Below are 14,258 nucleotides of genomic sequence, written 5' to 3'. Positions count from 1 at the left end.
ACATTACCATTTAGATAGGGCTCGCGCTACTTAATTAAGTGAATAAATTCAGCAATTCAAACGGGTGTTTATCAACTCTTGTTTACACAGAATCGCTCAGGATTCTTCAATGTATAAATAGATAATTCCCTGATTTATCGTTTCAGCAACTAGCTCAGCCTGTGCCGTTGAATTTACTCGTTTCGAAAGCTCCGATGCGGGTTTTGAGCCTTGCAGTTGGCCCAGCCATTCTGCTGTGGGTAAGGCTTCCGGAGATACCGCAAAAGCTTCCCCATTGCCATAAAACTCGGTCTGACTCAGTTTTAAGAAACGGGCACCGGACGCTTTCTCAATGAAGGCATTAGGTTGCGCCAATAAGTCTGGCACTTGCGCTGCTGTTGTTGGCAATTCTGGCTCGGGAAGAGGGCGTTTTGATTGGGATACAATTCTCGCCAGTAACCTGTCTGTTTCGTCACTCTCAAGGGCTTCTTTCAAAAAGCCTTTTAAGGCGGCTAATTGCTTTTCTTCAATTTCCCAGGAAATATCGTCGCTGCCAATTTCTGGATCCTGGTATCGTTCCTGAAGGGACTCCTGTTGCATGGCAATATCGCCCAGCTGCAATAATAACTCTGCTTTTGACGGCGCCCGGAACCCAACCGAGTAGTTGAGCGAAGGCTCTAAGGCAACACCATCATGCGGACAGCCTGCGGGAATATATAAAACATCACCGGCTTTCAGGTGCTCATCAATAACGGCTTTAAACTCACCTTCTACCTGGCAAAGGTCGGCTGCTGGCTGACACTCCCGCATTGATTGTCGCTCACCAACGCGCCAGTGTCGAGAACCGGCTCCCTGTATGATAAAAACGTCATACTGATCCAGGTGCGGACCAACACCACCGTTTTCGCATGAGAAACTGACCATGACATCGTCTATGCGCCAATCCGGAAGAAAACGGAAAGGCGTTATCAATTCGCCAACGTCTGGCAGCCACTCATTTACTGATTGAACCAATAAGGTCCAGTGGCTCTCACCAAACTGCTCGTATTCTTCAAACGGGCCATGAGTAACCAACCAGCCAGATTCTGTATCTGCCTGTGACTCAATAACCCGAGAGTCGGCGCCTTCTTCCATGGCCAGTCCAGCCAGAATTTCAGGGCTGACAGGGTCCGTAAAATCAGCAAAGCCTTGTCGAATAAGACAAGGCTTTTTCTGCCAGTAGTTTTTTAAAAAATCGTCTTTATCAAAAGCTAATTTCATACAAGATCATCAACAAACTGAGTTGCGCGGCCAATATAGTTAGCTGGTGTTAAAGCTTTCATTTCATCTTTAGCAGCATCTGGCACGTCTAAAGAGTCAATAAATTTCGCAAGATCATCGCTGGTAATGCGTTTTCCGCGAGTTAAGGTTTTAAGCTTTTCGTACGGCTTTTCAACACCGTATCGGCGCATAACGGTTTGCACCGGTTCCGCCATCAATTCCCAATTTTCATCAAGCTCAGCTGCCAGACGGGCTTCATTAACTTCCAGCTTACTCAAACCTTTTAACGTTGCCTGAAATGCAATAACAGCATGCGCAACACCTACACCTAAATTACGTAAAACGGTAGAGTCAGTCAGATCGCGTTGCCAGCGGGAAATAGGCAGCTTCTGAGCCAAATGTTGCATAACCGCATTAGCAATACCCAGGTTGCCCTCGGAGTTTTCAAAGTCGATAGGGTTCACTTTATGAGGCATCGTTGAAGAGCCAACTTCACCTTCAACAGTACGCTGTTTAAAGTGGTTCAAAGCAATATAACCCCAGACATCACGATCAAAATCGATGAGTACGGTGTTAAAGCGAGCCAGTGCGTCAAAGTATTCTGCAACATAGTCATGCGGCTCAATTTGAGTCGTGTACGCGTTCCAGCTTAAACCGAGTGACGTAACGAATTGCTCTGAGATTTGATGCCAGTCGACATTAGGGTAGGCCGCAAGGTGCGCGTTATAGTTACCGACAGCACCGTTGATTTTACCCATGACATCTACAGCTTTAAGCTGCGTCAGCTGACGTTGTAGACGCACAGCAACGTTCGCAAACTCTTTGCCCATTGTGGTTGGCGTTGCCGGTTGGCCGTGCGTACGGGCCATCATAGGAACGGCTTTGTGTTCTTTCGCCAGCTCTTTAACCCGATCAACTAATTCCTGCATCATCGGTACTAATACTTCGTCACGAGCTGTGTTCAGCATTAAGCCATGAGAAAGGTTGTTAATGTCCTCTGAAGTACAGGCAAAGTGGATGAATTCGGATACTTTATTCAGTTCTTCGTTATTAGCGACTTGTTCTTTCAGGAAGTATTCAACCGCTTTCACGTCGTGATTGGTTGTGCGCTCAATGGTCTTTATGCGTTCAGCGTCTTCTACTGAGAAGTTTTCAACAATGGCGTTCAGTATTTGTGTCGCTTCTTCACTTAATGCCGGCACTTCTTTAATGCCATCGACTTCGGCTAATAACTGCAACCAACGAACCTCAACAGTGACACGAAATTTAATCAGTCCGTACTCGCTGAAAATAGGACGTAACATTTCTGCTTTTGAAGCGTATCGTCCATCGACAGGTGACACTGCGGTTAGTGAAGAAAAGGGCAACATAAACTGGCTCTCCGAGAGTTAATTAAGTCATTAATCTTTTATGCGACATGCAACAATTGCTGCGCTGTATCTAACATTTTCTTTCTTGAAAATACGAAATGACGACGTTTGCCGCCTACTTGCTGCCAAAGCACGGCACTACGAATGCCGGCCAGCAACAAGGTTCTAATATGGTGCTGATTTGAGTCCCGCTTCAAAAACTCCGGGTTTCCATTAATTCGAATAGGCTGTCCCAGAGGACTTATCAACTCGCGGTAAATCCCCGCAAAACTTTGCTGTACGCGATAATCTTCAAATTCAAATTCTTCTTTCTGACGTTTTACCTGAGCGATACGTTCACCCAGTAAATTAAGTACGTCGGGCTGCTTAAGTAAGCGCCGGGACAGGTGGATCAATCCGACTAAATAGCGGGTGACCTCTAGATCTTTATTTTTATTATTTCCGGCCTGACGAATAAATGCCTGAATGCCTGGCTGAATATTCTCCAGACCGCCGTAAATATCTTCGATGTTGTCAGGGTTTTGTTGCAGAAGACTGTGGACCAAAGTGTTGGTAATAGACTCAGGGTAAAGTTCTCCACTGCGAGCCAGCTTCTGCACGGCCATAGCACTTAACGACATACCAGCTAAAGCAATTACTCGCTGCTGCCACTCATTCATAGCTTGACCTCAAAATCGGTAATGCGCTGTTCAATAATGCCGCCACCTAAACAAACGTCGTCGCTGTAGAATACTGCGGATTGTCCTGGCGTTACCGCTGCAACAGGCTCTTTAAACTGAACCTGAAAGTCGCCGTTATCAAGCGGAGTAACCCTGCACGGTATATCCTGCTGGCGATAGCGCGTTTTAACCGTACAATCGAAAGCCTTTAATGGTGTGGTACGACTCACCCAGTGCAGTTGCCCGGCAATAAGCCCCTGAGAATAGAGGCGGGGATGATTTTTTCCCTGCGCAACAATAAGCACATTTCTCTCTACGTCTTTATCGACAACGTACCAGGGCTCGCCGGAGGTGTCGGCCATTCCGCCAATGTGTAAGCCTTTACGCTGACCCAGAGTGTGGTACATCAAACCTTCATGTTCACCTAACTGTTCGCCATCGACAGACTCAATGGGGCCGGGCTTTGCCGGCAGGTACTGCTGGAGAAAGTCTTTAAATTTGCGCTCGCCAATAAAGCAAATACCTGTAGAGTCTTTTTTATCCGCTGTAACAAGGCCTTGCTCTTCTGCAATTCTCCGAACTTCTGATTTCTCCAGCTCGCCAACCGGAAACAAAGTTTGTGCAATATGCTCATGGCTTAGCGTATAAAGGAAGTAGCTTTGGTCTTTATTACTGTCTAAACCGCGCAGCATTTCCCACTTTCCGTCGTTCTGCTGACGACGCACATAATGTCCGGTCGCAATGTAATCGGCATTTAATGCTTCTGCGGCAAATTCCAGAAAGGCCTTAAATTTAATTTCTTTGTTACACATGATATCCGGGTTCGGTGTTCGCCCGGCTTTGTATTCTTCCAAAAAGTACTCGAACACGTTGTCCCAGTACTCTGCGGCAAAATTGATTGTGTGCAGCTCTATGCCGAGTGTTTCGCAAACCTTTTCGGCATCGGCTAAATCTTCGGATGCAGCGCAGTATTCGTCAGTATCATCTTCTTCCCAGTTTTTCATAAACAGGCCTTCGACCTGATAGCCCTGTTGCAGAAGAAGATAGGCTGACACGGAAGAGTCGACTCCTCCTGACATTCCAACAATGACTTTTTTACTGGCATTTGACATAGACTGACCTGGCTGACTGTAACTCCTGAATTGGCTGCGCATTCTATCATTTTAGGCCGCGCTAGGGTAGCTCAGGAAACTACCAAACAGGCGGTTCTTCACGCCATTCGCCCGGCTGCAGCGTTTTTAACTGAAACGGACCAATTGCCGCACGTATAAGGCGCAGAGTAGGGAGTCCAACATGCGCTGTCATACGGCGAATCTGACGGTTTTTACCTTCACGAATTTTAATGCAAAGCCAGGTGTCGGGCACCGTTTTACGCTCTCTGACTGGCGGGTTTCGTGGCCATAGGTTCATTGGCTCGGGCATTACAAAGGCTTCGGCTGGACGCGTCATTCCATCGTTCAATTCAACGCCATTTCGTAACTGCTCCAGTTGTTCTTCACTGGGTTCACCTTCGACTTGAACCCAGTAAGTTTTCCATACTTTATATTTAGGATTTGCCAGGCGCGCCTGATAAACGCCATCGTTGGTTAACAAAAGCAGGCCTTCACTGTCCTTATCCAATCGTCCGGCGGGGTAGACATCATTATGTGGGATGAAAGCCTTTAATGTTTGGTCGCCTTCCTCACCTGTAAATTGCGATAACACACCGTAGGGCTTGTTTAGCAAAACCAACTTAGGATTGGCGGGTCGCTTTTTCTGTGATTTCATGCCTGCCTCAAATTGTTCTGTCGATTTAAATTGGATCGCGTCAATGGATACTCTAGTATATCGGGCGCTAGTTTATCTTACTGTTAAAAAAAGTGTGGGAATTTCTGTGGATGATAACAAAGTAGTCATTGGAGGCTCACTGATTGACGCCCTAAAAGGGAACTATCAGCTGTCAGTGCGGCAAGTATTAGAGCAGTCGTTTAATGTAACCAAGTCAAACTTAGTGTCTTTGATTGGTGGTTTCTTAATTTTGTTAGGCATTAACGTGCTTATGGTTCTGGCTTTAATGAGCGTATTCTCAATTGACGCCATAGAAAGCTCGGCGCAAATTCAATACCTTGCCAGTATTCTTCAGGCTGTTATCAGCGCACCGTTACTTGGCGGGTTGATGCTAATGGGAATTAAACATAGCGTTGGGATTCAAACAAAAACAGCCGATGTTTTTAACGGATTCAATGTACTGCTTCCGCTCATTACCGTTGCCGTTATTAGCAGCTTGCTTAGCATACTGGTCAGTGAATTAATGGTGCTGGTCCACCCTAATTTTGCAATATTAGTATCGCTTTATATTACGGTAATTTTGAGTCTTGCTATGCCGTTAGTCGTTGAGCGAGGGGTGGGGCCGTTAAGTGCATTGTACTACTCGATAAAAATAACGCATTTTAAACTTCCCAAATTTATTCTGTTGTTTCTTATTATTCTGGGTTTACTGTTTGTCGCTATAATTCCTTTCGGACTTGGTCTTATTTGGATGCTCCCAATGATCTATAACCTCATTGGAGTGGTCTATCGAGACATTATTGGCGTAACTGTTATTGAGAAATCCAAAAAAGATAATTCGTCTGAAAATATTTCGGCTTGAGGACTACATGCGATTATTAACAATTTTACTGTTCATAGTACTGAGTATAGCTGCATTACTTTTACCCTGGCTTATTAAGGAGCCTGATGTAAAAGTTCCGGATCAATCGGTTACGGCGCATTTACCAGCAATTCCGGAGGTTGAAGTTAAAAGAGATCTCCCGGATTTTATGTCAATGACAGATGTCACCGAAAAGAAGGAAGAGTTCTTTCGTTTTTTGCTGCCTTTAGTTGAAGCTGAAAATATACGTATATTGCATGATAGAGCGTATCTTAAAGCCATTTATGAACGCTATAAAAACGGCGAACTTACCGCTGCAGACAAGAAACAAATGGAAGAGTGGATAAATTACTACCGTCTGGAAGACGATATTGCCATTGATGATAATCTGTTTGGTCTTCTGAAACGACGCATCGATATTATTCCGGAAATGATGGTTTTGGTGCAGGCCGCCAATGAATCTGGTTGGGGAACTTCGCGTTTCTCCAGAAAAGGTTTAAACCTATTTGGGCAATGGTGTTACTCGAAAGGTTGTGGTCTAGTGCCTACCGGAAGAGTTGAAGGTGGTCGCCATGAGGTTGCGCAGTTTGACTCGGTTAATGCCTCGGTAAAGAGCTACATGCGGAATATAAACACCCACGGAGCTTATCTGGATTTACGTTTACTACGTGAACAAAAGCGTTTAAATAATGCAGATATTTTGGCACGAGATCTTATTACTGGGCTTTCGAGCTATTCAGAGCGCGGCGAGGATTATATTGAAGAGCTACGAGCAATGATCCGTATAAACCGACCAATTGTGGAACGCGTTAGCGAAGAGTTGAATCCACCACCACAACCCGAATAACGCACTTCGACATAATAAAAAAAAGGCTCCAATCAGGAGCCTTTTTTGTCTTGTTTAAGCCAGCTGTTTAATCGGAATATCACTCATTAAAGCAGGTTCATTATTGACTGCATCAGAGCTAAAATTTTCGGTATCAAAAGCTTTATCGCCGTTTTCATCGGCAACGCCATTGGCAGTAACCGCTTTAAAGTCAAACAGGGCATTGTCAGCCAGGTGCGAAGGAACAACATTTTGCATTGCGGTACATAAACTCTCAATTCTTCCTGGAAACTGCTTATCCCACTGGTTAAGCATTTGCTTTATTTGCTTCCTTTGAAGGTTTTCCTGAGAGCCACACAAGTTGCACGGAATAATTGGAAACTCCATAGCCTCAGAATATTGCTCTATGTCCTTTTCCCGGGCGTAGGCAAGTGGTCGAATAACAATATGTTCACCGTTATCGCTTGCGAGTTTCGGCGGCATCGATTTTAATTTGCCGCCATGAAACATATTTAAAAACAAGGTTTCAATCATATCGTCTCTGTGGTGTCCCAGAGCTATCTTAGTGGCTTTTAACTCCTTTGCCGTACGGTATAAAATTCCACGGCGTAAACGCGAACAAAGAGAGCAGGTTGTCTTTCCTTCAGGGATTTTATCTTTCACGATACTGTAGGTGTCTTCTTCAACAATTTTGTATTCAACACCAAGCTTTTCTAAATACTCAGGAAGTACATGCTCTGGGAAACCCGGTTGTTTTTGATCAAGGTTAACAGCGATCAGGGAGAATCTCACAGGAGCGACTTTTTGAAGGTACTGCAAAGTGTCTAACAGAGTGTAGCTGTCCTTACCACCCGACAGACAGACCATGATGCGATCACCATCCTCTATCATACCAAAATCTTGTATGGCTTTGCCGGCTTCGCGGCGAATACGTTTCTGTAGTTTATTGAAACGGTATTTGTCTTCACTGGCCATAATGGCTCCTGCAACCTGTCATATTTAAGCATTAGGAGCCGGATTATACCTGAGCCATTAAACTCAAGCGAGGGGACTAACAAAGTCTTCTGGTTTAATAGCTAATACGTCGCAATTTAACTGATCCAGCACATGCTCCGCAGTATTGCCCAGTAACGCAGCGCTTAACCCAGTGCGGCCAATAGTCCCTAACACGACTAATTCGGCATCCAGTTGTTTGGCTGCTTCAGGTATCACTTGTTCCGGTAAACCTTGAGAAAGGTACTGATAGTGACTGGAAATGCCATACTCCCGGCCAAGAGCAGCCATTCGGTTTACATGATGCTGCTCGAGAGCATCTGTATACTCGCTGACATCAAACTCCGGAATTTCTACCGCTACATTAACAGGCGCACTAGGGTACGCATTAACCAAATGCACACTGGCATCGAGAACTTTGCTCATTGACTGAGCGTGTTCAATAATTCGTTTATTTAATTGCTGATGATGCTCTTCTTCTGAACCGGTGTGAACAGCCGCAATAATTTGGCCATGACTGGGCCATTCGTGTTCTTTGACTAGCAAAACCGGGCAGGGGGCTTTTCTTAACAAGTGCCAGTCAGTTGGTGTAAAAATGAGGTTTTGGAAACTCGCACTGACCTGAGTACCTTTTATGATGAGATCGTGCTTGTGTTTAATCGCTTCTTTTATAATGGCTTCAAACGGGCGATTGTGCCAAACAACGCTGATATCAATAGCAATTGCGTCTGTATCAAATTCACTCAACAAGTCTGTTAGCCAGGCTTTTCTGTCAGCAATGAGATTAGAACGCATAATATCGCGTTCTTCGCTGGATAACATGGTTGTCATTTCATAAGAGAAGTCGTAAATGGATAAAAACAAAGTCAGTCTGGCATCACTCAATCGAGCCATATGCAGACCTCTTTTCAAGGCTTTATGCTGCTCATCAGCGGCATCTATAACGACCAAAACATGACGGAATGCGTCCATACTCACCTCATAATAAATCCGCGTCTATTAGTTAGATTAGACGAAAGCAGAAAGCTTTGCAGGCTTTATTGAAAAAAAGGTTTGAGGAGGGTCAATAAACTCCATAAGGCATAAATAATCAGTAAAACACCCATGGCTGTGCGAACCCCCTGAGCTCGCAAAAAGTTGTGCAGAAACTGGCTGAAATGACCTGCTGCAACCATAGCTGGCAAGGTTCCTAAGCCAAAAGCCGCCATGGTTAATGCGCCACCGCTGGCTGAACCACTTAACGCGGCCCAGCTAAGAGCACTGTAAACCATACCGCAAGGCAGCCAGCCCCATAGGGTTCCGGCAAAGAAAGTGGCAAAAATACCCGGTTTGTTTCTCAGCTGAGCGGCAAAGGGCTGAACCTTTCGCCATACCGGGCTTGCAGCTTTTTCCAAATAAACCAGGCCAGCAAACCAGCCCGTAAAATAAAGCCCTAATAGAAGCAGAAAAATAACCGCCAACCAACGCAGGATAACGGTTGTATAACCACCTTCGGGAGCAAAAAAGCCTATGGCACCGCCGACAAGTGCGCCAATTATCATATAAGAGGACACTCGGCCTAAGTTATAGAGCCAGACATGATAGGGCTTAGTATTAATGCCCATGGCGCTTGCTATCCCACCACACATCATCAGGCAGTGGCCAGCGCCCGCAAGGCCCATAAGTAATGCGGTTACAAGATCAGCGCTTTGGCTTATCGGATTCATCATCGGCCTTGTTGTCTTCATCATCCATTAGAATATTGAGACCCTGACGCTCAATATCTTCAAACTGATCGGAACGTACCGCCCAGAAAAAAATAGCCACGGCGATGATCACAAAAATTATCGCAACCGGTATTAACGCGTAAATTACACTCATTTTCGATACAACCTTAAAGAGTTACCAATGACCAACAGAGAGCTGAGCGACATGCCAAGCGCTGCTGCCCATGGTGCAACCATACCAATAGCCGCAACAGGTAATATAGATACATTATAAACTAATGCCCAAGTGAAATTTTGCTGCATCACCTTGCGCGTCTTCAGAGCACTTTCTATAACCACTTTTATTTGGTTCAATGACTCTGACATTAGTACAACGTCGGCTGCGGTTTGCGCCAAGTCAGATGCCTTTGAAAAGGTCATTGAGAGATCAGCTTTTGCAAGAACCGGGCTGTCATTGATGCCGTCACCGACCATCCAGACAGTATGATCTAATTGTTGTTGTTCGGTAACGAATGCCAGTTTTTCCTCTGGCTTTAATCCACTATGGTACTCAGATATGCCCAGTTCCTTCGCCAGTTCATGGACTCTGGGCTCGCTGTCACCACTTAAGATAATAGGCTGGTAGCCATTTTCTTTTAACCATTCTATGGTTTCTGCTGCACCGTCCCTTATCTGATCTTCAACCCGGAACTGTGCCAAAACCTGTTTTTTGCTTGCCACAATCACCTGATATTTATTAAGTGCTTTAAACTCAGGGTGCCATTGCTGAATAAAACGTTCACTGCCGACGCGGTAAACTTCACCGTCAAGCTCACCTTGCAGTCCGGCCCCCATTTCGTTGCTGACATGAGTAAACTTAGCAGGGGTATCTGAAAGTTGACTCAAAGGAACGGAAAGAGGGTGCTCGGAAAACAGTTCCAGTCCACTAACAATATGATCCACTGTTTTGGGGTCGATAGAGTCCTGGCGTTCAACAAGACGAAACTGCCCCTCGGTTAAAGTACCGGTTTTATCAAGACAAACTTTGTCTAACTGCTTTACAGACTCTAATACATCAGCGCCTTTAAGTAATATGCCATCTCGATTGAGCCGATGAATAATACCGGTAAGCGCGGTGGGAGCGGCAAGTGACAAAGCACAAGGGCAGGTTGCAACCAAAACCGCCAAAGTAACCCACAGCGCATGCTCAGACTGAATCCACCACCAACTGAAGAACGTAATAACAGCAATAATTAAAATGCCAGCAATAAAATAGCCGGCAATTTTATCAATAACTTGCTGAGCTCTTGGCTTAACCGCTAATGCAGAGTCCTGCATTGATATAATACCCGCCAGCACAGTCTGCTGAGCAATAGCCGTCACTTTGACGCGTATCGGCGAGTGTTGGTTAATACTGCCGGCAATAATTGCGTCGCCAAGCTTTTTCGAACGTGGCAGGCTTTCACCTGTCAGTAAGCTTTCATCAACCTGTGCCTGCGGATTTAACAACTCCCCGTCGGCGGGAATGGTTTCACCAGCCTTTACACGAATAATGTCACCAATATTTAACTGCTTAATAGCAATAGATTCAACGCCCTCAGCTGTTTCTCTGGACGCCAGCTTAGGTAAAAGAGTCAAACGGTTAGTAGCAAACTTTAACGCACGTTCCTTTGCAAGTAACTCAAGAAAACGCCCGGTTAAGAGAAAGAAGGTGAACATGGAAATGGATTCAAAGTACACCTCTCCAGTATTGGTAATAGTAGCGTACACACTGGCACTGTAAGCTCCCAACAAAGCGATACTTACCGGAATATCCATATTCAAGCGTGAAGCTTGTATCGCTCTAAGAGCGCCGGCATAGAAAGGTTGTGCACTGTACAGAATGACTGGAGTTGCAAATACCAGACTGACTCCCCATAAAAAACGCTGTAAGTCAGGAGATAGGTCACTTACCACACCAAAGTACAGGCCAAAAGCAATCATCATTACTTGCATGGTGGCAATACCTGCCACGCCCAAGCGTCTTATATAACTTTTTCTCTGGAGGGTATATTGCTGTTCAGCTTCATTGGCCTGGAATGGTAAAGCCTTATAGCCAATTCCGGCTAACGCTCTGAGAATATTGCTGAGTTTTAACTCCTCAGGTGACCAGCTAACCTGTAATCGACGACTGGTAACATTAACGATAGCTTTGTGTATGCCTTTCAAACGCATTAATTCGCGCTCAATAAGCCAGCCGCACGCACCACAAGTGATATTCTCTATTGTCAGAGTGGCAACCTCAGTGCCATCACCTTCGTGTCTTACGAACTCTTTTTGTAAGTCAGGGTGGTCATACAAATTCAAATCATTTAACTCATCGGGAAGTACAGGAGTCTCCTGAAGTTGAGAGACATCCCTGTGTTCATAATAAGCATGTAAGCGATGTTCAATAATGGTTTCTGCCACGGCCTGGCAACCGGCACAGCAGACGGTTTTTTCTGACCCTTTGTATTCAACAGAAAGGTTAACTCCCCGGGGAACAGGTTGCAGGCAGTGGAAGCATTCCATGTGTTTAAACTCCGTATAATAATGGACGAAGCTTTGTTAATTCACTTTTAGGGAGTTGATATTTTTCGCTCACTTTCCATACCTTGTTATAGGGTTCAACAGTAACGGTCCACTTGCCGCTAATGTTGTCTGGAATATCAGCCCGGTAGGTGCCGTCTGCGGCGACACTTAGCAAACGACTAAAATCCTTTTCAGGCTGAGTGGCATGCACAAAATAAACCCGTAAAGCTGACAGCTCTTCCGGTTCACCTGAAGCATATTTTAGAGTTAACTTGCCCTGATTTGCAGTAAATTCGAAGGAAATATTACGACGCTGAGCTTCTTCAACGTTTTCAATAACAGCGTTAATTGTCTTGCCGCGTTTATAGTAATCGTCGACCACCATCGAAAAGTTGCCCTGAGAGATGGACAAATAAATGATAACACCGCAAACGATCATTACAGTAACGGGAAGGGAAATAAGAAACCATGGCCAAAACTGCTTATACCAAGGTTGAATCATAATAGGACCTCTTACAAAAAACCCCGCCGTAGCGGGGCTATATACTGCGTTTTATTCGTCGTTTGACAAGCTGTAGACATAAGCTGAGATAACATGAATTTTATCTTCACCTAAAATGTTTTTCCAGGCAGGCATAACGCCGCTACGCCCATACCTAATAGTTTCTTCAATTTTATTAATTGAACCACCATAGAGCCAAACATTATCAGTCAAGTTAGGAGCACCCAGCTGCTGGTTACCTTTTCCATCCTGTCCGTGACAAGCGCTGCAGACTGCAAAGTTTGCCTTGCCGGCTTCAACCAAGTCAGGATCTCTGTCGCGGCCACTAAGACTTGCGACGTAGTTTGCCAGTTCATTAATTTCTTTATCACTGAACTGCTCACCAAAAGGTGTCATGTTACCGCGGCGACCTTCTAATAACGATGTCTTAATATCGCTTGGCTCACCACCGTACAACCAGTCATCATCAGTCAAGTTAGGGAAGCCTTGGCCACCCATAGCGTTTGAGCCGTGGCACTGAGCACAGTTTTGCAAGAATAGTCGTTGACCAACATCTAAAGCATCTTCATTTTTTGCCAGCTCTTTAACAGACTGCTCTGCAAATGCTTCAAAAATAGGGCCGTATTTTTCTTCAGCTGCACGAATTGAACGATCGTACTCAACTATCATTCCTTTTTCGTGAGCTTCTTCCATTGCCTGACGAGACTCTTCTAATGAGCGAACGTCTTGGTTTGAGCTTTTCCAGTCCAATAGGCCATTGAAATTGCCTAACCCAGGATATAAAGCTAAGTACAAAAAGCCCCAGGCAAAGCAGGCCCAGAATAAATAGGTCCACCACTTTGGAAGAGGGTTGTTTAACTCAACAATTCCATCGAATTCGTGGTCCATTTCCTGACCTTCTTCGATGTGAGTATAATTTTTCATGTTCCAGCGCAATAGCCAAATTAGCACCACCAAAGTGGCCAGCGTCAGAACAATTATCCATGCACTCCAGAAGCTACTCATCTTTCTTCGACTCCGGTTTGTCGCTTTTATCTACTGATGACTCGTCCTCAAATATGGAATTAGCCGCTTCATCAAATTGTTTTTTTGTGCGGCGACTGAAAGCCCAAAACACAATAGCAATGAAAATTGCCAATATGATCAGGCTAAACACGCCGCGCCAGGTTCCGTAATCCATTACTTATCAGCCTGCTGTAACGCAGTGCCAAGAGACTGCAAGTATGCGATAAGAGCGTCCATTTCGGTTTCACCCTGAACAGCTTCTTTAGCCCCGGCAATATCCTCATCTTCATAAGGAACGCCAAGCGAACGCATAACTTCCATTTTCTTAGCGGTGTCTTCACCCGTTAGCTTGTTTTCTGCAAGCCACGGGAACGCTGGCATATTTGATTCAGGAACCACATTTCGTGGGTTCATTAAGTGAACGTGATGCCACTCATCACTGTAACGTCCACCAACCCGAGCCAAATCAGGACCTGTCCGTTTAGAACCCCAAAGGTGAGGGAATTCCCATACGTGTTCTCCGGCTAAAGAGTAATGTCCATAGCGTTCTGTTTCAGCACGGAAAGGTCGAATCATCTGACTGTGACAGTTGTTACACCCTTCGCGGATATAGATATCACGGCCTTCAAGTTCTAATGCTGTGTATGGCTGTAGCCCTTTAATCGGTTCATTGGTCTGCTTCTGAAAAAGTAGGGGAGTGATTTCTACCAAACCGCCAATAGAAACAGCAAGAATCATTAAAATAGACAGCCAACCTAAGTTTTTCTCAACAAATTCGTGTTTAAAGCGACTCATTATTC

General features: G+C 45.1%; 16 protein-coding genes. 2 read left to right on the top strand and 14 right to left on the bottom strand.

The features are described 5' to 3' along the window. Positions 1 to 96 precede the first annotated feature (96 nt). The 5 genes from VBY75_RS02785 to VBY75_RS02765 form a co-directional block, all read right to left on the bottom strand. On the bottom strand, positions 97 to 1,239 hold the full coding sequence (locus tag VBY75_RS02785) for a cupin domain-containing protein (protein ID WP_054487705.1): 1,143 nt from the start codon (positions 1,237 to 1,239) through the stop codon (positions 97 to 99). Continuing rightward, positions 1,236 to 2,606 carry an adenylosuccinate lyase gene (gene purB, locus VBY75_RS02780; RefSeq protein ID WP_143441134.1) on the bottom strand — a complete coding sequence of 457 codons (1,371 nt, stop codon included), beginning with the start codon at positions 2,604 to 2,606 and terminating at the stop codon, positions 1,236 to 1,238. Before purB ends, VBY75_RS02785 begins: the two co-directional genes overlap by 4 nt. 41 nt (positions 2,607 to 2,647) lie before the next feature. Further along, complete coding sequence (hflD, locus tag VBY75_RS02775) at positions 2,648 to 3,268, bottom strand: high frequency lysogenization protein HflD (RefSeq protein WP_054487710.1); 621 nt, start codon at positions 3,266 to 3,268, stop codon at positions 2,648 to 2,650. Then, positions 3,265 to 4,380: a tRNA 2-thiouridine(34) synthase MnmA gene (gene mnmA, locus VBY75_RS02770; protein ID WP_054487712.1), complete on the bottom strand. Its 1,116-nt coding sequence runs from the start codon at positions 4,378 to 4,380 to the stop codon at positions 3,265 to 3,267. The genes hflD and mnmA overlap by 4 nt, the downstream gene beginning before the upstream one ends. Positions 4,381 to 4,459: 79 nt before the next feature. Further along, positions 4,460 to 5,035, bottom strand: coding sequence for a pseudouridine synthase (locus VBY75_RS02765; RefSeq protein WP_054487714.1), 576 nt, complete (start codon positions 5,033 to 5,035; stop codon positions 4,460 to 4,462). 106 nt (positions 5,036 to 5,141) lie between these two features. Here VBY75_RS02765 and VBY75_RS02760 point away from each other — a divergent pair, with 106 nt between their 5' ends. Together VBY75_RS02760 and VBY75_RS02755 are read left to right on the top strand one after the other, a co-directional pair. Beyond that, positions 5,142 to 5,897 carry a hypothetical protein gene (locus tag VBY75_RS02760; protein WP_054488529.1) on the top strand — a complete coding sequence of 252 codons (756 nt, stop codon included), beginning with the start codon at positions 5,142 to 5,144 and terminating at the stop codon, positions 5,895 to 5,897. Positions 5,898 to 5,904: 7 nt separating this feature from the next. Then, on the top strand, positions 5,905 to 6,744 hold the full coding sequence (locus VBY75_RS02755; RefSeq protein ID WP_054487716.1) for a glucosaminidase domain-containing protein: 840 nt from the start codon (positions 5,905 to 5,907) through the stop codon (positions 6,742 to 6,744). Between the two features lie 54 nt (positions 6,745 to 6,798). Here VBY75_RS02755 and ttcA read toward each other — a convergent pair whose 3' ends face one another. The 9 genes from ttcA to ccoO form a co-directional block, all read right to left on the bottom strand. Further along, entirely contained in the window at positions 6,799 to 7,698 is a 900-nt protein-coding gene (ttcA, locus tag VBY75_RS02750; protein ID WP_054487718.1) for a tRNA 2-thiocytidine(32) synthetase TtcA, read from the bottom strand. A gap of 63 nt (positions 7,699 to 7,761) precedes the next feature. Beyond that, on the bottom strand, positions 7,762 to 8,688 hold the full coding sequence (gene uspE / locus VBY75_RS02745) for a universal stress protein UspE (protein ID WP_224797456.1): 927 nt from the start codon (positions 8,686 to 8,688) through the stop codon (positions 7,762 to 7,764). Positions 8,689 to 8,753: 65 nt separating this feature from the next. Further along, complete coding sequence (locus VBY75_RS02740; protein ID WP_074930757.1) at positions 8,754 to 9,425, bottom strand: sulfite exporter TauE/SafE family protein; 672 nt, start codon at positions 9,423 to 9,425, stop codon at positions 8,754 to 8,756. Further along, the gene (ccoS, locus tag VBY75_RS02735) at positions 9,397 to 9,576 is read right to left on the bottom strand and encodes a cbb3-type cytochrome oxidase assembly protein CcoS (RefSeq protein WP_054487724.1); all 180 of its coding nucleotides are present in this window, start codon (positions 9,574 to 9,576) and stop codon (positions 9,397 to 9,399) included. Before ccoS ends, VBY75_RS02740 begins: the two co-directional genes overlap by 29 nt. Continuing rightward, a complete protein-coding gene (locus tag VBY75_RS02730; protein WP_416510920.1) occupies positions 9,573 to 11,951 on the bottom strand; it encodes a heavy metal translocating P-type ATPase in 2,379 nt (792 codons plus the stop codon). Before VBY75_RS02730 ends, ccoS begins: the two co-directional genes overlap by 4 nt. Before the next feature lie 4 nt (positions 11,952 to 11,955). Continuing rightward, positions 11,956 to 12,453 carry a FixH family protein gene (locus VBY75_RS02725; protein ID WP_054487728.1) on the bottom strand — a complete coding sequence of 166 codons (498 nt, stop codon included), beginning with the start codon at positions 12,451 to 12,453 and terminating at the stop codon, positions 11,956 to 11,958. A 51-nt stretch (positions 12,454 to 12,504) separates the two neighbouring features. Beyond that, entirely contained in the window at positions 12,505 to 13,458 is a 954-nt protein-coding gene (gene ccoP / locus VBY75_RS02720; RefSeq protein ID WP_416510917.1) for a cytochrome-c oxidase, cbb3-type subunit III, read from the bottom strand. Further along, positions 13,451 to 13,633 carry a cbb3-type cytochrome oxidase subunit 3 gene (locus tag VBY75_RS02715; RefSeq protein ID WP_054487731.1) on the bottom strand — a complete coding sequence of 61 codons (183 nt, stop codon included), beginning with the start codon at positions 13,631 to 13,633 and terminating at the stop codon, positions 13,451 to 13,453. Before VBY75_RS02715 ends, ccoP begins: the two co-directional genes overlap by 8 nt. Next, positions 13,633 to 14,253: a cytochrome-c oxidase, cbb3-type subunit II gene (ccoO, locus tag VBY75_RS02710; RefSeq protein ID WP_054487732.1), complete on the bottom strand. Its 621-nt coding sequence runs from the start codon at positions 14,251 to 14,253 to the stop codon at positions 13,633 to 13,635. The genes VBY75_RS02715 and ccoO overlap by 1 nt, the downstream gene beginning before the upstream one ends. Positions 14,254 to 14,258: the final 5 nt, after the last annotated feature.

The sequence above is a fragment of the Idiomarina sp. HB genome (assembly GCF_048059115.1).
GTDB lineage: Bacteria > Pseudomonadota > Gammaproteobacteria > Enterobacterales > Alteromonadaceae > Idiomarina > Idiomarina abyssalis.
Note: the sequence above shows the minus strand (reverse complement) of the source record. Positions and strands in the feature narration are given on the sequence as shown.